This is a genomic window from Acidovorax sp. LjRoot117 (assembly GCF_964252695.1).
Taxonomy (GTDB): Bacteria; Pseudomonadota; Gammaproteobacteria; order Burkholderiales; family Burkholderiaceae_C; genus Acidovorax.
Genome location: NZ_CAXUPO020000003.1, coordinates 312680 through 335601, shown reverse-complemented (window position 1 = coordinate 335601; position 22922 = coordinate 312680). Strand labels below are relative to the sequence as shown.

The window sequence follows — 22922 nt, the reverse complement described above, 5'->3', positions numbered from 1 at the left end:
CAGCGCTTGTGCGCTGTCATGTCTTTACCCGCAGCTTCAACCCCAGCCTGCGCCACCCGATCACCACCCCGGTCACGCTCATCACCACACCGCCCAGGCTCAGCACGATCAGCACCACATCCCACAGGGGCCTGCGCTCCAGCAGGGGCAGCCAGTCCCAGCTGTGCAGCATGGCAAACAGCCAGCGGCTGGTGCGGCGGTGGGTGTCGGTGCGGCCCAGCACCGCGCCGGTGTGCGGGTCGATGTGGACCCAGGTGGCCTGTGGGTCGTCGAACACCACGCGCAGCACGGGCAGTGGCTTGTCGCCGCCGCCGGTCATGGTGTGGGCGGCGCGGTCGTAGTAGTGCAGGTCGTAGGCCTGCAGGGTGTCGGTGCGCACTACCGGGTAGGGCAGCAGTTGGGCGGCGGCGTGGGCCAGTGCGCCGGGCTGCCACGCGTGGGGGTCGCCTGTGCCCGCGTGCAGTACCAGGGGCGCGCCGGTGGGGCTGTGTGCCTGTACCAGGGCGTGACCGGCGGTCTGCGTCCAGCGCAGCTCGCGGGTGTTGGGCGATGCGGCGGCCAAGAGCGCGGGCACGCTGGCGGCGGGCACGGGCAGCACCAGGGGGCCGCCGTGCATGGCCTCGGTGCGCAGCGGGGCGGCGCCGCTGTCGAAGATCTTCCAGGGGTTCATGGACATGAGGCCGCTGAAGATCCAGGTGAAGGTGACCAGCGCAAACACCAGGCCGAACACATGGTGCCAGCGCATCATGAAGCCGCGGTACGGCGTGCGTGCACCGGTCTTGTAGCGGCCCGCAAAGCGCCAGCGCATCACGCCCACCACGGTGCCCGTCACCGTCAGCACGATGCCTGCGATGGACAGCCAGTTGACGATGTCCGTCCAGTAGGGGTTGAACACATTGCCCCGCAACGGGTACAGCCAGTGGATCCAGGCGCCCGCGTAGTTCCACACGCGCTCTTGCAGCGTGGCGTCGCGCACCACCTCGCCGGTGGCGCCCGATACGTAGACGACGGTGCCGGCCGCGTCGCCCAGGTGCAGGCGGTGCAGCGGGCGGTGCACGTCCAGGGCGCGGGAGTGGGTGAACGCATCTTCGTCCACCGTGCCCAGGTGCTGGATGGTGCCCGCAGCGCCCTGTGCAAAGGCGCTCGCGGAAGCGACGGCGTGCTGTGCATCCACCTGCTGCAGCACGGCGCCGGTGATGGCGTCGATGACGGTCGGGGCCGGTGGCCTTCGTGGGGACGCGGCCTTTGACGCGGGGGCTGTTGGCGATGCCTGCGCCGTCGCCGGCACCACCAGGTACACGGCGCGGCCTGCGCTGGCCACGGCCAGGCGCAGGTCCTGCAACGGGCCGGTGATGCCGGCGCGCTGCAGCGCCTCGGCAGGCTCCAGCACGCGGTCGGGCCCCTGCGTGGCAGGGCGCAGCGGCGGCAGGTGTGCCAGCCGCTCGGCCTGTGTGAGCTTGGGGTAGCCCACGTACATCATGACCACGCCCGAGACGAACCACATGGCGAAGAAGGCGCACAGCAGCACGCCCAGCCACCGGTGAACCAGGTACAGCCAACGCTTGGCATGCAGCATGTGCGTGGGCTCCCTGCGTCAGAAGGCGGTGTGCAGCGTCACGTCCAGCGTGCGGGGCGCGCCCAGGTACACCTGGTCGCGCGTTTCGGCGGCGTAGATGCGGTCGGTGGCGTTGCGGATGCGGCCGGTGAGGGTGGTGGTGGGGCTGACCTTCCACGCCAGGCCCAGGTCCAGCAGCGTGTACGAGGGCCAGAACTTGGTGTTGGCCGCGTTGCCATACACCTTGCCCACATGGCGCACCCCGGCGCTGGCCGTGATGGCCGGCGTGACGGCATACGACGCCCACAGGTTGGCCACGGCCTGCGGCACCAGGGCCGGCACGTTGCCCGCGCGCGAGACGCCGCCCTGCACGAAGTGCTCGTACCGTGCGCGGGTGAGCGACAGGTTGCCTTGCAGCTGCCACTGCGCGCTGGGGCGCACGCCGGCTGCCAGCTCGATGCCTTTGGACGATTGCTCGCCCACCAGCACCGTGAGGTTGGGGTTGGCCGTGTCTTGCGTGGCGATGTTCTTGCGGCGGATCTCGAAGGCCGCCACCGTGGCGCTGCCCTTGCCGTCCCAGAAGTCCCACTTGCTGCCCACCTCGACCTGGCGGCCGGTGGTCAGCTCGCTGTTGTTGCGCACGTCGGCGAACGAGGCCGATGCCAGCGAGCCCGAGGGCGGGTCGGCCGCGTTGGAGGCCTGGGCGTACAGGTTGGCCCCCGGGGCGATGTCCCACACCACGCCCAGGCGGCCGGTGGTGGGGCTGTAGCTGCGGCTGAACGTGGCGGGCGCGGCGGCCGTGACGGCGCGGCGGTTGACCAGGTCGAGCCCGATGCGCTCGTGCCGCAGCGCGGTGACGAGGTTCACGCCCGGCACCACGGCCGTGCGGTTCTCCAGGTACAGCGCGGTGGTGGTGGCCTTGTTGTCCTTGTCGGCGCTCAGTACCGGCGACATGCCGGGGATGTCGAAGAAGTTCTCGGTCGAGAACTGGTAGGGGTTGACCGTGCTCACCGTGACCGAAGGGCCCAGCGGAAAGCGTGTTTGCTTGTTCACGCTCACGTCGAGGCCAAAGGCCCAGTCGCTTCGGCGGCCCGCGAGCTGGCCCTGGTAGGTGCCCTCCAGCCGGTTGCCCACCAGTTGCTGGTCGTGGCGCTGCAGGTAGGGCGAGGTGCGCACGACGGCCGTGTTGGCCGCGTTGAAGGTGTAGATCTCCACGTTGCGGTAGTCGCGCAGCGCGTCGTACGCGTACAGCGTGTTCGTGAACTGCAGTGCGTCCGACACGTGCCACTGCGACACCGAGCGCAGCCACTGCACGCGGTGCCCGTACATGCCGTCGGCGCTGTTGTAGTTCGCAAAGCGCGTGGCCCGGTCGATGCGCAGTGCGCCCACGGCGGGGTTGAGCACCGGCGTGCCCCAGTAGGGGCGGTCCACGTGGTCCTTCTGGTACTCGTAGGCCAGCGTGTGGGTGAAGCCGCCACCCAGGTCCGACAGCAGCGACGCAGCCAGTTGCGTGGCCTGGGTTTGGGTGCCGTGGGTCCAGCTGCCGGCGTCGCGGTGGTTCAGGTCGATGCGTGCGAAGTGGGCCGGGCCGGTGCCATCGGTGCTTGCGGCGATGCGCCGGTTCAGGCCCAAGGACACCTCCTTGTGCCCGTAGGAGCCCAGGCGCACCTGGCCTTCGGCGAAGTCGCTGCGCTCGGCCGTCTTGGTGATGTAGTTGATCGAGCCGCCCACGCCGCCCGCGCCGAACAGAAAGCTCGACGCCCCGCCGATGGCCTCCACCCGGTCGTAGATCCAGCTGTCCACCGCGCGCGTGGCGCTGCCGTACTGTGGGTTGATGCCGTTGTACAGCTGCGCCACCGAGTTGGCCGTGAAGCCCCGGTAGTTGGCGGCCATGGAGCCCGGTGCGTTGTGGGCGGTGACGCCCGGGATGCCCCGCAGGATCTCCTGCGTGTCCTGCGCGCCGCGCGCGTCGATGGTGGCGCGGTCCACCACGGTGACGGCGGCCGGGGTCTCGCGCGCCGTGAGGCCCAGGCGGCTGCCGGTCTCGGTGGGGGTGTCGAGCTGCAGCTTGCCGCCAGCCGATGCAGCGGGCTCGGCCACGGTCACGCTTTGCAGTGTGGGTGTCGGGGTGGCGTCTTGCGCCTGGGCTGCTGCCAGCGGGCCCAGTGCCAGCAGGGCCAGGACGCCGCTGCAGATGGGCGAGGGCGACAGGGTCAATGAGCGGCCCACGGGCTGCAGGCAGGCGCTGTCAGCGAAACGGGGCGCGCAGGCGCGGGTGGCCGCAGTGCGGCGGGGGGAAGTACGGGACATGGAAACGCTCGGAATGAACCGCGCAGCCCACCCCACAGGATGCGCTGGCGCGCTGGTACGGACAGGGACGCAGCGCCGTCCCACCAGGAACGCGGCGCTGCGAAGGCGTGTCAGCTCACGAGCGTGCGGGCGGGCCGCGGGCCGGCAGCGGCGCTGCCGTGGCCGCCGCAATGCGGGCGGCCTCCACCGGCTGCAGCGCATGGGCCAGCGGGTGGTGGGGGAGCGGAAGGGCCACCGCAGCCGGCGGCGGTGCAGCCGGCGTGGCGCACAGGGGGCAGTCCATGGGGGTGGCGGCCATCTCCACCGTGCCGTCGTCGGTCTGCACCAAAACCTTGATGGTGCCGGCGCCCGAGCAGATCACTTCGATGGTCTGCGGGTTGACGAACGGGGTCGCCACGGCCATGCCCATCGACGCCACGAACCATGCGAGCACCCACAGGCGCAGCGCAGAGAAGGTTCGTCGGGTGGCGGTCATGGGGCGCGATGATACCGCGCCGCGTGCTGGAACGTGCCAGCACCCCTGACAGGTCTGATGCTCCAAAAATGATAGCTGCTACCGCTTGCTGGATGAGCGGTAGAGGGCTCTGGAGCCTATAAAAATCCCGCTGTTCGGCCTCAGAGCCCTGTAAACCGGGCGGGGTCGTAGCTCTCCAACACCGGGTTGCAGTGGTAGCTCGCCACATACGAGCCGGTGTCTTGGTCGAAGCTGATGCTGGTGTCGTAGATGATTCCGCCGATGGCATCCTTCTTGGGGCAGAACACCGCACCGTCCTTCGTGACCGAACCATCCGCCACGGCCTGCCGGACCTGATCGCGCACCACTGCGGCTGTGTTTGCGGTGTGCCAGACCAGACCGCAACTGGCGGGGAATTCGGTACCCCGGCCGCCCGAATACGGGTCCAGGCCGGTGATCTCGGGCGACTGGTGCTTGTTCTGGTGGGGCTCCAGGATGACGTCGATGTGCTCGTCCCCGAAGTCTTCCGACAGCAGGCCCAGATGCCCCTCAGGCACTTCGAACTTCGCAGCGTACTTGCCGCCGGATTCCCACAGCCTCTCGAGCGCCGGCCCGTCATCGTGCGTGAAGATGCCGCCCTTGAGCTCCAGCAGCCACTTCAACGACGAACTGTCGAAATCGCCGGATTTGCCGTATTCGTTGCGCAGCGTGTCCACCACTGCGGCCTGGAAGTCCTCGCTGGCGGGCAGCTCGCCCCCCAGGGCGTTCGATACCAGCACGGGCAGCGCTTCGGCGCGCAGCTCGTTCTTCTTTTCGCGGATGTACGCCTGCACGTCCTGGAGCGTCACGTCGCCATTGCCGGTCGCAGCGCTGTTCGATTTGCCGAAGACGAAGTCGGACTCGTTGCGGGTGACCAGCTCCAGCAATTGCGACTCCATGCCGCCCATGTCGGCGCAGGTGAACAACTCCGTCGGTGTGGCAAAGATCGCCTCGAAATTTTCTTCGATGCTCGCCTTGGACTTTGGGGGAATGGTGTGCTCTGGCGGGGCGCTCCGAAGCGCGGCAAGACTGGTGTGCGGTGTTCCCTGTACATACGACATGCTGGACCTCCTTGAATGTGGAGCGACATGCTCGATGGGAAGCTTTGGGGCGTCAAATTCTTTTTGGCGCCCGCCACCACCTCCTCATCATCATCAGCATTACCGCGCCTTGGCGCTGGTCACCATGCCCTGGGTCGCCGCCCACGCGTTGATGTCGTCGCGCCGGATGGCCGCCGCCATCAACTGCGGGAAGGCGTCGGGCGTGCATGCAAACGAGGGCACGCCCAGGGCGGCCAGCTTGGCCGCCAGCGCGTGGTCGTAGGCAGGCGCGCCTTCATCGCTGAGCGCCAGCAGGGTGATGAACTGCACGCCGCTGTCCACCAGCTCCGCGGCGCGGCGCAGCAGGTTGGCCTCGACGCCGCCTTCGTACAAATCGGAGATCAGCACGAAGATGCTGTTGCGCGGCTCCTTGATGAGGGACTGGCAGTACGCCACGGCGCCGTTGATGTCGGTGCCGCCGCCCAGCTGCACGCCGAACAGCACGTCCACCGGGTCGTCGAGCTTTTCCGTCAGGTCCACCACGGCGGTGTCGAACACCACGAGCTGCGTGGACACGGCGGGCAGGCTGGCCAGCACCGCGCCGAAGATGCTGGAGTACACCACCGAGTTGGCCATGGAGCCGCTCTGGTCGATGCACAGCACCACCTCGCGCTGCGGGCGGCGGGCCTTGCGGCCGTAGCCGATCAGCGTCTCGGGCACCACGGTGCGGTAGTCGGGCTGCCAGTGCCTGAGGTTGGCGCGGATGGTGCGCTGCCAGTCGATCTCCGAGTGGCGCGGGCGGCGGTTGCGCTGGCTGCGGTCCAGCGCGCCGCTCACGGCCGAGCGCATGGGGTCTTCCAGTCGCTTCATCAGGTCGTCCACCACGCGGCGCACCACCATGCGCGCGGTGTCCTTGGTGCCGGCCGGAATCACGTGCGACAACGCCAGCAGGTTGGCCACCAGGTGCACGTCGGGCTGCACGGTCTCCAGCATCTCGGGCTGCAGCAGCATGTCGCGCATGTTCAGGCGCTCCATGGCATCGCGCTGCATCACCTGCACCACCGAACTGGGGAAGTACTTGCGGATGTCGCCCAGCCAGCGCGCCACGCTGGGCGACGAGGCGCCCCGGCCCCCACGCCGCTCGCGCGACTGCAGGCCGCCCGGGCCGTCGGCCTCGTACAGTGCGGCCAGGGCCTGGTCGATCTCCACCGCAGGGCCCGTCAGGGGGCCGCAGCTTTGCGCCGCCTCGCTGCCCAGCACCAGGCGCCAGCGGCGCAGGCGCTCTTCATGGGAGAGCGGGGTGGGCTGGGTGTCCGCCTCAAGTTCCCGTGCAGATGGCGTTGCGTGGGCGGCCGGCGCGGGGTTCGGGGTTGTTGTCATGCCGTCAGTCCCATCAGTTCGCGCAGCAGCGGCAGCGGCAGGGCCGCGCGGGTTTCGTCCCATGCGGGGGCGGCCAGCGGTGCGGCGGCGGTGCGCGCGCCCTGGCTCGCTCGCTGCCCCAGGTCGCGCCGCTCGCTCGGGCCGAACGCCGAGAACGTGCGGCGCACCAGCGGCAGCACCCGCACGAAGTGTTCTTCATTCAGGCTGGAGAGCCACTGGTCCACCAGCTGCCACACGTTGGCATCGTGCAGCAGCACCACGGCGTTGCGGTTGAGAAAACCATCCAGCCACGCCGCCGCCTTGCCGGGCTCCGCGCCCGCCGACAGGTGCAGCGACAGCGCGGGTCCGACCTGGTCTGCCGACCAGACGCCATCGTCGAGCAGCAGCCGCACCGCCACGCCCTGCAGCAGCTCGTGCGCGCTCTGGTGCTGCTGAGCCACCTGGGCCAGCGCACGCTGCCACTGCTCGGTCTGCTCAGGCGACTGCCGCAGTGCGATGGCCGCGTGGGCGCCCAGGAGCTTTTCGCGCAGCTGGTCGGCGGCGTCGTCGTCGATGGCGCTGCAGGCCAGCGGCAGGCTGATGGCCGCGCGCACGATGAGGCTGTCCAGCACATGGCTGACCAGCGTGGCGTCGGTCTGCCGCACATTGCCGTAGCGGAACACGTTGGACAGCGGCGGCAGCGCGGCCAGCAGCTGCAGCGCATCGCCGGTGAGCGCCGCGCGGTTTTCCAGCGCGCGCGTGGCGGCGGCCACGGCCGTGTCCAGGTCGGCCAGCAGCACGCGGTCCACCAGGGACGACAGCTCGCCCAGGCTCTCGACGCGTGCGGACTCGTCGGTCACGCGCGCCGTGGCGGCCTGCGCCAGTGTCTGCCCCCACTGGCTGGCCTCGATGAGGCGCAGCACGAACTCGGGCTGCCACTGCAGGTTCCACACCTCGTGGAAGGTGCCGCGCGACGAGCGCCCCACGCGGGCCAGCGTGCCCCAGGGCACGTCCAGCAGGTTCAGGCGGTGCAGCAGGTGGCTGCGCGCCAGGTCGTTGGCGTTGCGCAGGTCCAGGTCCAGCGTCTTGTGCGTGGCCTCGGGCTTCAGGCGCAGGCTCTTCTGGGCCTGCTCCACATCGCGCTGCAGCGGCACCATGGGCACGTCGGGCGGCACCGCGCCCAGGCGGTCGCCCACCACCAGCGCATCGTGGATGAAGTGCAGCACCGACTCGTCGCCCAGCGTGAGCACGGTGCGGCTGGCCTCGTGCAACTCTTCCAGCCCCGGGGCGGGCCGCTCGCGCAGCGCGGCCAGGGAATCGGCCAGCCGTGCGGCCTCGATCAAATGGGCGGACGAGCAGTCCAGGTCGCGCTCGCGCATCAGCCGCGCCACACGGGCCAGCCAGCCGACGGCGCGCGGCTGCGTGCTCTGGTGGCTGGTCCACAGATGCTCGTACCAGCCGGGCGCGTGGATGCCGGCGCCATAGCCGCTGGCGCGGGCCAGGTGGCGGTAGGTCCAAGGCACCCAGGTGCTCTGCACCTTGACCTTGGGCAGGCCCTTGAGCAGCGCCTGGTCCGCCTTGGCCGTGGCCTTGGCCTGCAGGCCCCCCAGGTGCCAGGCGCCGCAGACCACGGCGATGCGCTCGAAGCCTTCCTTCTGCGCCGCGCGGATGCACTGGCGCATGTGCGCCTCGCGCAGGGCTTCACGCTGCGCTTCCTCGGGGCTGCGGTGGCGCTCGCCCCACTCGCTGCGCAGCGCCAGCATGGCTTCGGAGATGGCGGCAAACAGCTCTTCGCCGTCACCGCGCTCCTCGACCATGTGGTTCCACCAGGCTTCGCCGTCGGCATAGCCTGCGGCCTGTGCCAGCCAGGTCAGCGGGTCGCCGCGTGCGCCCTCTGCGTCGGCTCGCGGGTCCAGGTCCGCATCGGTTGCGGGGCTGTCCGTTGTGTCGGCATCGGCGTCGCCGGGGTGGGTGGGGGTGGATGCTGTTGCGTGCTCTTCGGTGGCGTCGGTGGCGAGAGGATCGGCTGCCTTGCCGGGCTCTGCGTGCATGGTTTCCGCGTCGCTCTCGGCCGCTGGTTCAGCCGTGTCGGCTTGCTCTGCCTTCTCAGCGTCCGCACGCGCTTTCTCGATGCCCAGGCTGTGCGCCACCGGCAGGTCGATGAAGCGCACGGGCACCTGGGCCTGCACTGCCCACAGGGCGGCCTGCCACTCCGGCGAGAACACGGCGAAGGGGTGGTACACCGCCAGGCCTTTTTCGTCGGGTGCGTGGCTGAGCAGGGCCACCGGCGGCTTCATGTCGGCATGCACCATCAGCGGCAGCAGCGCGTCGCCTTCGGGGGGGCCTTCGATCAGCACGCAGTCGGGGCGCAGCGCCTCGAACGCGCGCACCAGGCTGCGCGCACAGCCGGGGCCATGGTGGCGCACGCCGAAGTAGTGGGGTTCGCTCATGTCAGGGGTCCACGGTGCACGGCACCGGCGCGCAACCCGCCGGCACGGGTGGCGCAAGTGGCGCAGGTTGCGCCAATGGCGCCGGTGTCACAAGGGGCCTGCGTCATGCCATTTCGCGGAAGGCGCGGTACAGGTCCTTCCAGTCGGCGCGTTCCTTCACCACGGTCTCCAGGTATTCGTTCCAGACCACCTGGTCCTGCACCGGGTCCTTGACCACGGCGCCGATCAGGCCCGAGGCCACGTCCAGCGGGCTCAGCGTGCCGTCGCCAAAATGCCCCGCCAGCGCCATGCCGTTGTTGATCACCGAGATGGCCTCGGCGGTGGACAGCGTGGACGAGGGCGACTTGATCTGCGTCTTGCCGTCCTCGGTCTTGCCGTTGCGCAGCTCGCGGAAGATCTGCACGATGCGCCGCACTTCCTTCAGCGCCGGGGGCTCGGCAGGCAGCTGCAGCGCGCGGCCCATCTCGGCCACGCGCTTGACCACGATGGCGACCTCGTCGTTCTCGTTGCCGGGCACAGGCAGCACCACGGTGTTGAAGCGGCGCTTGAGCGCGGCCGACAGCTCGTTCACGCCCTTGTCACGGTTGTTGGCGGTGGCGATGATGCTGAAGCCACGCACGGCCTGCACCTCGCTGCCCAGCTCCGGGATGGGCAGGGTCTTTTCGGACAGCACGGTGATGAGGCTGTCCTGCACGTCGGCCGGGATGCGCGTGAGCTCTTCGATGCGCGCGATCTTGCCCGCGCGCATGGCCTGCATCAACGGGCTGGGCACCAGGGCCTTTTCCGACGGGCCATGGGCCAGCAGTTGGGCGTAGTTCCAGCCGTAGCGCAGCTGCTCTTCGCTGGTGCCCGCCGTGCCCTGGATGAGCAGGGTGGAGTCGCCGCTGATCGCGGCCGACAAATGCTCGGACACCCAGGACTTGGCCGTGCCCGGCACGCCGTACAGCAGCAGGCCCCGGTCCGTGGCCAGCGTGGCCACGGCGACCTCCATCAGGCGCGCATTGCCGATGTACTTGGCGCTCACCTGAAAGCCATTGGCGAGCGTGGCGCCCATGAGGTACTGCACAACGGCCCAAGGCGACAGCGCCCAGTTGTCCGGGCGCTGGCGCTGGTCGTGCTTTTTCAGTTCCGCCAGTTCTTCGGCGAACTGGTGCTCGGCGTGCTGGCGCATGACGGAAGAAGGTGTGGAGCTCATGGCGTGGCGTGGGTGGTGGGTGTCGTGGACAGGGGTTGAAGGGCGCGGCGTGTGGCGATGACCTGCATCACGTCATGCACCACGGTGGCAAAGGAAGGGGTCTCGTCGGCATGGCGCGGCCACTGGGCCAGCGCGGGCAATACATCGGGGTGCAGCGCGCAGGCCAGCTCCGCCAGGTCCGAGCGCAGCCCGTAGTCGTCCCTCAGCGTGCCCTGGCGGGCCCGCTGCAGCAGGATGTCTGCCAGCGCCGCGGACAGCGGGGCCGACAAGGTGTCCGCAGGCGGGCAGGCCGCCAGCATCTGCGGCGCAAGGGTGTACAGCTGCACCGTCACGCCCTCCTTGTCCAGCCGCTGCTGCCAGATCTTTTCACGTGCGGCGCGGGGCAGCAGCGCCAGGATGGCCGCCACGTCGGTGCGCAGCTGGTGGGCGGCCCCGGTGTCGATGAAGGCCTGGGCCCAGTCGGTCTGCGGCGCTGCCAGCAGCACGTCGCGCCAGCCGCGCAGCAGCGACTGCGCCCAGTCGGTGCCCCGGGCCCACTCGATCAGCTCGCTGGCCGACAGGCTGGTGTGCATGCTCCACCAGTCCAGCGGCACCTGGCGCACCAGCTGGTACAGCCACCAGGCACGTTCGCCGAGCGCCTCGTGCTGAGGGCGGGGCGTGTCCAGGTTGTCGGCTTTCCAGTCGGCGCCCACGGCCTCGGGCGCATCGATGACCCAGCGCTTGCGCAGCAGCGCGCGTTCGTGGCGCATCAGCGGGGCCATGCGGTCTGCAGCGCGCCGGGGATGGGCGGCCTCAGGCAAACGTAGCAGCAACTCCAGCGCGCTGGCGCGCACCTCGCGGCTGCGGTCGGTGCGCAGGCCGTCGAGCAGCGGCTCGTCCTGCAGCGAGAGCTGGTCGGCCAGCACGCCCACCAGGTCGGCGCGCTCTTTGGCGCCCAGCTCGGCCAGCGCCTGCGCGAGCCGCTGCCGGGCCTGCTCGGGCTGCGTGGCGCGCTCGGCCGCCAGGAAGGCGCGCCGCTGTTCCAGGCTGCCGTCGGTCCAGCGCGTTTCTTCGGGGGCCGACGCGCTCACGCCCACGGCGTAGCGCCAGTCCTCGCGCTGGCTGGCCAGCCACCGGCCCCGCTCGCCCAGCACCGGCGCCAGCACGGGCCGCAGCGCGACGGAGCGGCGCCCCAGGTCCAGGGCTGCGGGCAACAGGCGCGGCGGCAGCCGGTACCCCGCCCCGGCCAGCGCCAGGCAGATCTGGTGGTGCAGCCGGGGCGGCCCCTCCTGCAACGCCCAGGTGATCAGGTGCGGCAGCTGGCCGTCAGGCCAGGCCTGCAGCGCGGGCCGCGTGTCGGGCCCTGCCTGGGTGGCCGATGCGGGCAGGGTGCTGGGCACGCCCTGCAGCCCCGCCAGGCTGCAGGCCGCCAGCATGCCCGAGGCGCGCAGCAGGGCCGTGGGTGCATCCGCCGCCTGCGCCATCGCGTCGTCGATGGACTGGCCGATGGCGCCGGGCCAGTGCGGCTGCGCGCTGCTCTGGCGCTCGGTGCCCACCATCGCGGTGGCCAGCAGCGGGGTCCATGCGGCGCTCATGCGGCACTCCTTTGCCACAGGGGCGACGGCGCCGGGGCTTCGGCCTGGTGTTGGGGCGGAGCGCTCTCCCACGCGGTCATCGGCACCAGGCTGCTGCCGTCCCATTCGCAGGCCAGGTGCACCGCGTGCCCGCCGGTCGCGGCCAGCAGGGTCCACAGGTCGGCGTCTCCCACGGCCAGGGGCAGCAGATGCCCGTCGGCATGCAGGTACGGCTGGCTGTCGCGCAGCAACGGTACGGCGTGGTGCATCACCACCGGATGGCTGAACACCCAGGGGCTGGCGGCGATGCGGCGCGCCACGCCGTCCCATTCGTGCGCCGTGCCGGCATCGGGCCACTGCGGGGCGGCCGGAGGGCCTGCCTGGTCCACCACCTGCGCGCGCAGGCCCGCCGTGCCGGGGAAGAAGGCCAGCGTGGCGCTGACACCCGTCCCGGCGAAGAAGGATTGCTCGAAACCCCGGCCGCCGAAGGCGTGGTCCCACAGCAGCGCGCGGCGCTGGCTGCGGGCGCCGTGCAGCCATACGCGGCGTTCGGTGAGCTTGTCGTCGCGGTCCTGGGCCACCACGCCCAGCACGGTCCAGTGGTCGTCCACGCGCTCGCCGTGCTCCAGCACCTCGGCCTTGTCGTGCGGCCAGCCCAGCATGGCGCGCAGCTCGGCCTGCAGGGCCGGCGGCAGGCTGGCGCGGCGCTGCAGGGCTTCGCAGGCCAGCTGCATGAGGCCCAGGCGCGCCAGCGTGCGCTCGGGCCAGTCTTCGCCGTCACGGATGCCGGCGGCGGCTTCGCGGATGCGCACGCCCAGGCCCGGGGCCTGCGCATCCACCATGCGCGCAGCCATGGTCTGCCAGGTCTGCAGCACCTCGGCGTTCAGCGAACCGAGCCCGCGGCTCACCTGGTCGCACAGCCAGCGCTGCAGTTCCTGCCCCGCCGTTTCCATGCGCTGCCAGCGCTGGGCTTCGCGCTTGGCCTGCGCCTCTTCGTCCACGGGGGCGGCGGCCTTTTCGGCCTGGCGCACTTCCTTTTGCTGCGCTTTGTCTGCGCGCGAGCCGAGCCATTCACTCACCCACGCGGGCGGCGTCGTGGCCTGAAAGAGTTGGGGGTTCTGCGCCTGGATCATGAGCAGCGCCAGGCCGTGCTTGCACGGAAATTTGCGGCTCGGGCAGCTGCAGCGGAAGGCGGGGCCGTTCAAGTCCACCTGCGTCTGGTAGGGCTTGGAGCCGCTGCCCTGGCACTCGCCCCAGACGGCGTGGTCGTCGGCGCCCAGCAGGGGCCATTTGGCGGGGGAGACCAGGCCCTTGGCGGCCTTGGCCGAAGCGTCGTCGGGCGCCAGCGCCACCACGCCTTCCATCGTGAATGCCATACGGATCCCGCGCCCCCTCGCCCTGTTGGTTGTGTGAATCTGGTCCGGGCAGGATCATACGGGCGGCCCGCGGCGCATTCGGGGCCCACGGCCCACCGTTGCAATGCGTAACGATTGGGGCTGTCATCGCCACCCGCCCAAAAAGAAACCTCGCCATGGCGGGGCGCCGTGGCGAGGTTGCGGGTGGCAGGCTGCCCAGCCCGTACGGGTGGGCGGCCTGGCGCGGTGCGGGCGGGTCAGGCCTGGGTGTAGGCCGTCTTCACGGTGGTGTAGAACTCGGCGGCGTAGCGGCCTTGCTCGCGCGGGCCGTAGCTGCTGCTCTTGCGGCCGCCGAACGGCACGTGGTAGTCCACGCCGGCCGTGGGCAGGTTCACCATCACCATGCCGGCTTGCGCGTGGCGCTTGAAGTGCGTGGCGTGCTTGAGGCTGGTGGTGGCGATGCCGCTGGCCAGGCCGAACTGCGTGTCGTTGGCCAGGGCCAGCGCTTCGTCGTAGTTCTTCACGCGCTGCACGCTCACCACGGGGCCGAAGATTTCTTCGCGGTTGATGCGCATGCCGGGCGTGGTCTCGGTGAACAGGGCGGGGCGCAGGTAGAAGCCGGGCGCGCCGTCTGCGTTCTTCTCCAGGGCTTCGCCGCCAAAGGCGAGCTTGGCGCCTTCCTGCTGGCCGATGCCGATGTATTCCAGGTCCTGCGCCAGCTGGCGGTCGTCCACCACGGGGCCGATGTCGGTGCCGGCCTTGCGGGCGTCGTCCACCTTCAGGGTCTTCATCTTCTCGATCATGGCGGCCACGAAGCGGTCATGGATGCCTTCGGTCACGATCACGCGGCTGCTGGCGGTGCAGCGCTGGCCGGTGGAGAAGAAGCCGCTGTTCACGGCAGCGCCCACGGCCACGGCCAGGTCGGCGTCGTCCAGCACCACGAAGGGGTTCTTGCCGCCCATCTCCAGCTGCACCTTGGCGCCGCGCGGCACGCAGGCGGCGGCCACGCGCTGGCCCGTGCCCACCGATCCGGTGAAGCTCACGCCGGCGATGCGCTCGTCTTCGAGCAGCACCTGGCCCACGTCCGAGCCGCGGCCCATCACCAGGTTGAACACGCCGGCTGGCAGGCCTGCGCGGTGCAGGATGTCGGCCAGCGCCCAGGCGGAGCCGGGCACCACTTCGGCGGGCTTGAACACCACGCAGTTGCCGTAGGCCAGGGCCGGGGCGATCTTCCAGGCCGGGATGGCGATGGGGAAGTTCCACGGCGTGATGATGCCGATCACGCCCAGGGGTTCGCGCGTGATCTCGATGCCTACGCCGGGGCGCACAGAAGGCACCAGCTCGCCGCCAGGGCGCAGCGCCTCGCCGGCGAAGAACTTGAAGATGGCGGCCGCGCGGCCCACTTCGCCGATCGCCTCGGGCAGTGTCTTGCCTTCTTCGCGGGCCAGCAGGTCGCCGAGCTCGGCCTTGCGGGCGATGATCTCGTTGCCCACTGCGTCCAGGATGTCAAAGCGCTGCTGGGGCGTGGACAGGCTCCATGCCGGGAAGGCCGCGTGGGCTGCCGACACGGCCTCCAGCGCCTGCTCGCGGCTGGCCACGGCGTAGTCGCCGATCACATCGCGCGTGTCCGACGGGTTGGTGTTGCGGTAGTTGCGGGCGCCTTCGGTCCAGGTGCCGCCAATCAGGTTTGCATGCATGGCTGTGATGGGAGTGAGTGAGGTGGATGGATGGGGGTCGACAAGTCTTCAAGCCCTCAGGGCTGTGGACGTCGTGGCGCTGTGATACGGCGCCGTGCCGCAAGCGCCGTGGTGGTGCGGCGGCCCAAGGACGACGCACCCAGGCAAAAGAATATGTTGTATGTCATCGTACAACAATGTGCACATACTTTTGCCAGGGTAACTACTTAGGCGCCGAGACTGTGGCCTGCCAGTGGCGGTGGCGTTCAGCTGGCCTCGGCCTGTGCGCGCCGGCGGCGTTCACGGCTGTTGGCCAGGTGGGTGCGCATGGCGGCGCGGGCGGCGTCCGGGTCCTGCGCCACGATGGCGTCGTAGATGCTTTCGTGCTCGCCGTTCACGCGCCGCAGGTACTGGCTGCGCTCGTTGCTCACGCCGTCCACCGAGTCCAGGCGCGCGCGAGGAATGATCATGCTGCCCAGCGTACCCATGAGTTCCGCGAAGTGGCTGTTGTGCGTGGCGCGTGCGATCTCCAGGTGGAACTGGAAGTCCGACGCCACCGCGTCGCGCCCGGCCTCCACGGCGGCGGCCACCGCGTCCAGCGCTTCACGCATGGCCTTGAGGTTGGCGTCGGTGCGGCGCTGGGCGGCCAGGGCCGCCGCCTCGGTCTCCACGCCGATGCGCAGCTCCAGCACGGCGATCACGTCGCGCAGCGTGCTGAACTGGTCGGGCGTGATCTTGAAGCCGGGCGCCTGGCCCAGCCCCAGAACGAAGGTGCCGATACCGTGGCGCGTCTCCACCAGGCCCGAGGCCTGGAGCTTGGAAATCGCCTCGCGCACCACGGTGCGGCTCACGCTGAACTCCGTCATGATCGCGGCTTCGGTCGGCAGCTTGTCGCCCAGCGCCAGGCGGCCGTCGCGGATGCGGTCGCCCAGGGATTCGACCAGCTCCAGGGCCAGGGTGCGGGGCTTGCGGCGAAGCTCGGTAACGGTGTTCATTTCTTGGTGTTATCCCTATGTGGCCTCGTGGGGCAGAAGCGGTACATTGCTCTTTCTTTGTTGTACGACAACTGATGACGTATAGCAAGAGTGTTGTCACTGTACCAAGAACCTCTGCCTTTGTAACCGCCATGCCTTGCCATCCGACGTCGATCCGTTTTCAACGCTTGCTTCTGACGGGCGCCGCCGGGGGGCTGGGCAAAGAGCTGCGCACGCGGCTGTCGGCGTATTGCACCACGCTGCGCCTGTCGGACATCGCGGACCTGGGCGCAGAGGCCGAGGGCGAGGAAGTGCGCCCCGCTCGGCTGGAAGATGCCGGCGCCGTGCTCAGCCTGCTGGAAGGCGTGGACGCCGTGATCCACCTGGGTGGCGTGTCCACCGAGCAGCCTTGGGACCTGATCCTGCAGGCCAACATCGTCGGTGCATACAACCTGTACGAAGCCGCACGCAAGCAGGGCGTCAAGCGCGTCATCTTCGCCAGCTCCAACCACGTCACCGGCTTCTATCGCCAGGACGAAGTCGTGGGCCTGGCAGACCCCGCCCGCCCCGACGGCCTGTACGGCCTGTCCAAGGCGTTTGGCGAAGACCTCTCGCGTTTCTATTTCGACCGCTACGGCATCGAGACCGTGTGCCTGCGCATCGGCTCCTCGTTCCCTGAGCCACGCAACCGCCGCATGCTGGCCACCTGGATGAGCTACGACGACCTGGAGCGCCTGGTGGTCGCCAGCCTGACCGCGCCGGTCGTGGGCCACAGCACCATCTACGGCATGGGCGACAACACCACCACCTGGTGGGACAACACCCTGGCGCGCCACATCGGCTACCGCCCGCAGGACAGCTCCGAGCCCTTCCGCGCCAAGGTCGAGGCAGCCGACCCCCACCCCGACCTGACCGACCCCGCCGTGATCTACCAGGGCGGCCCCTTCGTGCGCACCGGCCCTTTCGAATGAGCGCCCCGATGACGCCGTCCGTGGACCTGCTGCTGCCCGACCACCGCGACCAGGTGGGCGAAAGCCCGGTGTGGAGCCCTGCCGAGCAGGCGCTCTGGTGGGTGGACATCGAAGGCCGCCAGCTGCACCGCTGGACCTATGCGGACCAGCACCTGCAAAGCTGGGACACCGCCGAGCGCCCTGCCTGCATCGCGCTGCACGCAGCCGGCGGGCTGATCGCCGGCATGGACACGGGCGTCTTTTACCTGCATCCCCAGGTGGACGGCATGCTGGCCGCCACGCTGCTGGCCGGCGTGGACCACCCCCAGCCCGGCATGCGCTTCAACGACGGCCGCTGCGACCGCCAGGGCCGCTTCTGGGCGGGCACCATGGTGCGCGACATGTCGCTGGCGCAGGCCGCGGGCAGCCTGTACCGCATGGATGGAGAGCGCGGCCTGTCGGCACCGCAGGTGCAGGGCCTGGTCACGCAAAACGGCCTGGGCTTCAGCCCCGACGGCAAGACCATGTACCTGAGCGACAGCCACCCGAGCGTGCAGCAGATCTGGCAGTTGCCATTGCACGACGATGGGTCGCTGGGCGAGCGCTCGCTGTTCGTCGACATGCGCGATCTGCCCGGCCGGCCCGACGGCGGCGCGGTGGATGCCGACGGCTGCTACTGGATCTGCGGCAACGACGCCGGCGTGGTGCACCGCTTCACGCCCGACGGCCGCCTGGACCGGTCCATCGCCGTGCCCACCAGCAAGCCCTCGATGTGCAGCTTCGGCGGCCCGGGGCTGGACGTGCTGTTCATCACCTCCATCCGTCCGGGGCAGCCCCAAGGCGACGACGTGGCGCTCGGCGGCGCCATCTTTGCCACCCGGCCCGGCGTGGCGGGGTTGCCGGAAACACCCTATCGGAGCGCCTGAGGACAACAGGCCCCGGAACTCTCCCCCAATTCACAACATTTCAACCCAGGAGACAACCATGAAAATCCCCCATCTGTTCGGCCGCGTCGCACTGGCTGCCAGCGTCCTGTTCGGCAGCCTGGCCGCGCAGGCCACGGAGTTCCGCTCGTCGGACATCCACCCCGAGGACTACCCCACCGTGCTGGCCGTGCGCCACATGGGCGAGACGCTGTCCAAGGCCACGGGCGGCAAGCACAGCATCAAGGTGTATGCCAAGGGGTCGCTCGGCATCGAGAAGGACACCATCGAGCAGACCAAGCTGGGTGCGATCGCCATGACGCGCGTGAACGTCGCGCCCATGAACAACATCTGCCCCGCCACCATGGTGCCCACCATGCCCTTCCTGTTCCGCGACAAGGAACACATGCGCAAGGTGCTCGACGGCGCCATCGGCGACGAGATCCTGAAGGACTGCGAGTCGCAAGGGTTCGTGGGTCTGGCGTTCTACGACTCCGGCGCCCGCTCGATCTACACCGTCAAGAAGCCCATCAAGACCCTGGCCGACGTCAAGGGCCTGAAGGTACGCGTGCAGCAGAGCGACCTGTGGGTGTCCCTGCTCGAAGCCATGGGCGCCAATGCCACCCCCATGCCCTTCGGCGAGGTCTACACCGCGCTCAAGACCGGCCTGGTGGACGCTGCCGAAAACAACTACCCCAGCTACGAAAGCTCGCGCCACTTCGAAGTGGCCAAGTACTTCAACAAGACCGAGCACTCGATGGCGCCCGAGATCCTGTTGTTCAGCAAGCGCGTGTGGGACACGCTGAGCGCCGACGAGCAAAAGGCCATCCGCGCTGCCGCCAAGGAATCGGTGGGCTTCATGCGCAAGATCTGGGACGAGCGTGAGGAAAAGTCCCTGGCCACGGTGAAGGCCGGCGGCGCACAGATCGTGGAGATCGACAAGGTCGCGTTCAAGAACGCGATGAAGCCGGTGTACGACAAGTTCCTGAAGGACCCCAAGCTCCAGGACATGGTCAAGCGCATCGACGCGGTGCAGTAAGAAAAAGCCAGCGTCTTCAGGGCAGGTGGCACACGGAGCAGTGCGCCGCCTGCCCACTTCCAGTTGTTTTTGAATGTCCACTATGTACACGCGACTCTGCGCTTTCATTGCGCGCACCTGCCTTCAACTCGGGGTAGGAGGGCTCGTCCTGCTGGTTTGCGCCGTGCTCTACCAGGTGATCGGCCGCTACGTGTTCAACGACACACCCACCTGGGCCGAGAGCGGCGCCGTGCTGCTCGTGCTCTACGTGACCATGCTTGGCATGGCAGTGGGCGTGCGCGATGCCGGCCACATCGGTCTCGAATCCTTTCTGGTGCTGGCGCCCGACTGGCTGCGCACCAAGCTCGAGTTGCTGATCCACGCGCTGGTGCTGGTGTTCGGCGCCGTCATGGCCTGGAACTGCGGCGTGCTGGCCGAATCGGTGGCTCCTTACAAGATCCCCACGCTCGGTATCTCCGAAGCCTTCAAGTACGTGCCGCCCGCCATGGCCGGCGTGCTGGTGGCCATGTTCTCGCTGGAGCACATCATCGCCATCCTGCGCGGCGTCGAGGTCGAGCCCGCCTGGCATTGAGCGGCCGTTCCTGCGCGCTCACACCGTCTTCTCACCGATTTCCACCGAGATTCCACCACCATGGCGTTGACCATCCTCTGCGTGACCTTCACGCTCCTGCTGCTGCTGGGCGTGCCCGTGGCCTTTTCCATCGGCCTGTCGTCGCTGGCCACCATCCTGTATGAAGGCCTGCCGCTGGCGGTGGGCTTCCAGCAGATGATTTCGGGCATGAACCCGTTCTCGTTCCTGGCGATTCCGTTCTTCATCTTCGCCGGCGAAATCATGATGTACGGCGGCATCGCCGACAAGATCGTGGACTTCGCCAAGAGCGTGGCGGGCCACGTGCGCGGCGGCCTGGGCATGAGCAACGTGCTCGCCTGCACGCTGTTCGGCGGCGTCTCGGGCTCGCCCGTGGCCGACGTGTCCGCCATGGGTGCCGTGCTCATCCCGCAGATGAAGAAAGAGGGCTACCACGCCGACTACGCCGTCAACGTGACCACCCACGCATCGCTGGTGGGCGCGCTCATGCCCACGTCGCACAACCTCATCATCTTCACGCTGGCGGCCGGCGGCAAGGTGAGCATCGCGGCGCTGATCCTCGCGGGCATCGTGCCCGCCCTGCTGCTGACCATCTGCAACCTGGCGGCCGCGTACTTCGTGGCCGTCAAGCGCGGCTACCCCGCGGGCACCTTCCCCGGCTGGGAGATCGTGTGGATCTCGTTCCGCGCATCGCTGCCGGGACTGGCCGTGGTGGTGATCATCATCGCGGGCATTCTGTCGGGGGCCTTCACGGCGACCGAGTCCGCGTCGGTCGCGGTGCTGTGGGCGCTGATCCTGTCGGTGTTCGTCTACAAGCGCCTCACCCGCGAGCAGTTCCTCAAGGCCGCGTCCAAGGCCGTCAAGACCACCGGCACAGTGCTGCTGCTCATCGGCATCTCGTCGATGTTCGGCTACCTCATCGGTTTGTACGGCGTGGCCGAACTCACGGGCGATGCGCTCAAGTCCATGACCTCGTCGCCGTGGGTCATCTTCCTGTGCGTGAACATCATCCTGTTCGTTCTGGGCACGTTCCTCGACATGGCGGCGACCATCCTCATCTGCACGCCGATCTTCCTGCCCATCTGCCAGCAGTTCGGCATGTCCACCGAGCAGTTCGGCATCGTGATGCTGATCAACTGCGCGCTGGGCCTGAACACGCCGCCCGTGGGCACCACGCAGTTCATCGGGTGCACCATCGGGGGCGTTTCGGTGGGCGAGGTGATGAAAACCATCTGGCCGTTCTACGGCGCGCTCATCGTGGCGCTGATGCTGGTGACCTATGTGCCGCAGTTCTCGATGTGGCTGCCGGACCTGGTGCTCAAAGGCGGCTGAAGCGACGTGATGTGACCTGAAGCACAGGGGGCGTGGCTGCAAGCCTGCCCCCTGACTGCATTTGAGCCGTGCGGCGTGATGGTGGATGAAGTGCCATGCGCGCTGCCGGTGGTGACCCTGGCGGCGCAGGGCGCATGTTTTGTGCACGCTGTGCAGCGCCAGCAAGAAGTGAAAGAAGTGACAGACCCGATGCGAGAAGCCCTCACCATCCGCATGCATGCGGAAGACAACGTCGCCATCGTCGCCAACGACGGTGGCCTGCCCGCCGGCACCGTGCTGCCGCCCGGCGTGCCCGGCGCCGGCATCGCGCTGCGCGACAAGGTGCCCCAGGGCCACAAGGTGGCGCTGGCGGACATCCCCGAAGGCGGCGTGGTGCGCCGCTACAACGTGCCCATCGGCTACGCGCTCAAGGACATCGCGGCCGGCAGCTGGGTGCACGAGCGGCTGCTGCAGATGCCCTCGGCCCGTGCGCTGGAAGGCCTGCCCATGGCCACGGTGAAGCCCCCGGTGCTGGAGCCGTTGACGGGCTACACCTTCGAGGGCTACCGCAACGCGGACGGATCGGTGGGCACGCGCAACATCCTGGCGATCACCACCACGGTGCAGTGCGTGGCCGGCGTGGTCGCGCAGGCCGTGCACCGCATCAAGACCGAGCTGCTGCCGTTGTTTCCGAACGTCGACGACGTGATCGGCCTGGAACACACCTACGGCTGCGGCGTGGCCATCGACGCGCCCGACGCGGTCATCCCCATCCGCACGCTCAAGCACATCAGCCTGAACCCCAACTTCGGCGGCGAGATCATGGTGGTGAGCCTGGGTTGCGAGAAACTGCAGCCCGATCGCCTGCTGCCCCCGGGCAGCTTCCCCATCACCGACGAGCGCGATGCAGCCCTGGGCCCCGAGACGGTGTGCCTGCAGGCCGACCACCACGTGGGCTTCATGTCGATGCTCGACGACATCGTGCAAAGCGCCAGGCCTCACCTTGCGCGCCTGAACGCCCGCCGCCGCGAGACCATCCCGGCCAGCGAGCTGGTGCTGGGCGTGCAGTGCGGCGGCAGCGACGCGTTCTCGGGCGTCACCGCCAACCCGGCCGTGGGCTTTTGCGCCGACCTGCTGGTGCGCGCAGGCGCCACGGTGATGTTCAGCGAGAACACCGAGGTGCGCGACGCGGTCGAGCAGCTCACCAGCCGCGCCGCCACGCCGGAGGTGGCCGAAGCCATCGTGCGCGAACTGGGCTGGTACGACCGCTACCTGGACCGCGGCCGCGTGGACCGCGCAGCCAACACCACGCCGGGCAACAAGGCGGGCGGCCTGTCCAACATCGCCGAGAAGGCCATGGGCTCCATCATCAAGAGCGGCACCGCGCCCATCTCGCACGTGCTGGCCCCGGGCGAAAAACTGCGCCGCGACCAGCGCGGCCTGGTGTACGCCGCCACGCCGGCCAGCGATTTCATCTGCGGCACGCTGCAGCTGGCCGCCGGCATGAACCTGCATGTGTTCACCACCGGCCGGGGCACGCCCTACGGCCTGGCCGAATGCCCCGTGGTCAAGGTGGCCACGCGCAGCGACCTGACGCGCCGCTGGCACGACCTGATGGACATCAACGCCGGCAAGATCGCCGACGGCGAGGCCACCATCGAAGATCTGGGCTGGGAGATGTTCCACCTGCTGCTCGACGTGGCCAGCGGCCGCAAGAAGACCTGGGCGGAGCAGTGGAAGCTGCACAACGCGCTGGTGCTGTTCAATCCGGCACCGGTGACTTGACGAGGCTCGCGTGTATTAGCCAACCGTTCGGGCTGAGCCTGTCGAAGCCTCGCGCCGCGCTCCGACAGGCCTGTCCTGAGTCCGTCGAAAGGCTTGGCGTGAACGGTATGGGTTGTTGAAAGGGTTCGCAGGAGTCTTTTGAAGCGTACGTTGTGAGGGACCTCACCCATCTGTCCCGCGTCCGCTCCCATCCTTCAAACCCACCAAATACCCGGTCGGGCTGAGCTTGTCGAAGCCCTGCGCGGCGCTTCGACAAGCTCAGCGTGAACGGGTTTTAAGTTTTTTTTCGAGACAGATCCATGAGACACGATCTGCCGAAATCCCATCCCCACAGCCCGTCACTGCACGGGCTGTGTCACTAGAGA

17 protein-coding genes are annotated in these 22922 nt (G+C 69.0%); 6 read left to right on the top strand and 11 right to left on the bottom strand.

Annotated features, from left to right (window positions below; all coding sequences use genetic code 11):
• Positions 1 to 16 precede the first annotated feature (16 nt).
• The 11 genes from ACSQ3D_RS11225 to ACSQ3D_RS11175 all read right to left on the bottom strand — a co-directional run bounded on the left by ACSQ3D_RS11225 (position 17) and on the right by ACSQ3D_RS11175 (position 15981).
• On the bottom strand, positions 17 to 1576 hold the full coding sequence (locus ACSQ3D_RS11225; protein ID WP_436126941.1) for a PepSY domain-containing protein: 1560 nt from the start codon (positions 1574 to 1576) through the stop codon (positions 17 to 19).
• Between the two features lie 18 nt (positions 1577 to 1594).
• The gene (locus ACSQ3D_RS11220; protein WP_436126940.1) at positions 1595 to 3865 is read right to left on the bottom strand and encodes a TonB-dependent receptor; all 2271 of its coding nucleotides are present in this window, start codon (positions 3863 to 3865) and stop codon (positions 1595 to 1597) included.
• Between the two features lie 115 nt (positions 3866 to 3980).
• Complete coding sequence (locus tag ACSQ3D_RS11215; protein ID WP_436126939.1) at positions 3981 to 4340, bottom strand: DUF2946 family protein; 360 nt, start codon at positions 4338 to 4340, stop codon at positions 3981 to 3983.
• Between the two features lie 140 nt (positions 4341 to 4480).
• Entirely contained in the window at positions 4481 to 5419 is a 939-nt protein-coding gene (locus ACSQ3D_RS11210) for a hypothetical protein (protein WP_436126938.1), read from the bottom strand.
• Positions 5420 to 5518: 99 nt separating this feature from the next.
• Positions 5519 to 6778 (bottom strand): vWA domain-containing protein, encoded by a 1260-nt coding sequence (locus ACSQ3D_RS11205; RefSeq protein WP_436126937.1) that lies wholly within the window; start codon positions 6776 to 6778, stop codon positions 5519 to 5521.
• Positions 6775 to 9207: a DUF5682 family protein gene (locus tag ACSQ3D_RS11200; protein ID WP_436126936.1), complete on the bottom strand. Its 2433-nt coding sequence runs from the start codon at positions 9205 to 9207 to the stop codon at positions 6775 to 6777. The genes ACSQ3D_RS11205 and ACSQ3D_RS11200 overlap by 4 nt, the downstream gene beginning before the upstream one ends.
• A 103-nt stretch (positions 9208 to 9310) precedes the next feature.
• Positions 9311 to 10402 (bottom strand): AAA family ATPase, encoded by a 1092-nt coding sequence (locus tag ACSQ3D_RS11195; RefSeq protein ID WP_396503152.1) that lies wholly within the window; start codon positions 10400 to 10402, stop codon positions 9311 to 9313.
• Positions 10399 to 11976 carry a DUF5691 domain-containing protein gene (locus tag ACSQ3D_RS11190; protein WP_436126935.1) on the bottom strand — a complete coding sequence of 526 codons (1578 nt, stop codon included), beginning with the start codon at positions 11974 to 11976 and terminating at the stop codon, positions 10399 to 10401. Before ACSQ3D_RS11190 ends, ACSQ3D_RS11195 begins: the two co-directional genes overlap by 4 nt.
• Positions 11973 to 13331, bottom strand: coding sequence for an SWIM zinc finger family protein (locus tag ACSQ3D_RS11185; RefSeq protein ID WP_436126934.1), 1359 nt, complete (start codon positions 13329 to 13331; stop codon positions 11973 to 11975). The genes ACSQ3D_RS11190 and ACSQ3D_RS11185 overlap by 4 nt, the downstream gene beginning before the upstream one ends.
• 236 nt (positions 13332 to 13567) lie before the next feature.
• Entirely contained in the window at positions 13568 to 15007 is a 1440-nt protein-coding gene (locus ACSQ3D_RS11180; RefSeq protein ID WP_056167567.1) for an aldehyde dehydrogenase family protein, read from the bottom strand.
• A 245-nt stretch (positions 15008 to 15252) separates the two neighbouring features.
• Complete coding sequence (locus ACSQ3D_RS11175; protein WP_056167571.1) at positions 15253 to 15981, bottom strand: FadR/GntR family transcriptional regulator; 729 nt, start codon at positions 15979 to 15981, stop codon at positions 15253 to 15255.
• A 131-nt stretch (positions 15982 to 16112) separates the two neighbouring features.
• Between ACSQ3D_RS11175 and ACSQ3D_RS11170 the strand changes: the two genes are divergently transcribed.
• The 6 genes from ACSQ3D_RS11170 to garD all read left to right on the top strand — a co-directional run bounded on the left by ACSQ3D_RS11170 (position 16113) and on the right by garD (position 22557).
• Positions 16113 to 16931 (top strand): NAD-dependent epimerase/dehydratase family protein, encoded by an 819-nt coding sequence (locus ACSQ3D_RS11170; RefSeq protein ID WP_436126933.1) that lies wholly within the window; start codon positions 16113 to 16115, stop codon positions 16929 to 16931.
• On the top strand, positions 16928 to 17836 hold the full coding sequence (locus ACSQ3D_RS11165) for an SMP-30/gluconolactonase/LRE family protein (protein WP_436126932.1): 909 nt from the start codon (positions 16928 to 16930) through the stop codon (positions 17834 to 17836). The genes ACSQ3D_RS11170 and ACSQ3D_RS11165 overlap by 4 nt, the downstream gene beginning before the upstream one ends.
• 58 nt (positions 17837 to 17894) lie before the next feature.
• Positions 17895 to 18872, top strand: a complete 978-nt coding sequence (locus ACSQ3D_RS11160; protein WP_396503147.1) for a TRAP transporter substrate-binding protein — start codon at positions 17895 to 17897, stop codon at positions 18870 to 18872.
• An 82-nt stretch (positions 18873 to 18954) separates the two neighbouring features.
• Positions 18955 to 19443, top strand: coding sequence for a TRAP transporter small permease (locus ACSQ3D_RS11155; protein WP_056417796.1), 489 nt, complete (start codon positions 18955 to 18957; stop codon positions 19441 to 19443).
• Positions 19444 to 19503: 60 nt separating this feature from the next.
• Entirely contained in the window at positions 19504 to 20793 is a 1290-nt protein-coding gene (locus ACSQ3D_RS11150; protein WP_056417799.1) for a TRAP transporter large permease, read from the top strand.
• A gap of 189 nt (positions 20794 to 20982) precedes the next feature.
• On the top strand, positions 20983 to 22557 hold the full coding sequence (garD, locus tag ACSQ3D_RS11145) for a galactarate dehydratase (RefSeq protein WP_436126931.1): 1575 nt from the start codon (positions 20983 to 20985) through the stop codon (positions 22555 to 22557).
• Positions 22558 to 22922 lie beyond the last annotated feature (365 nt).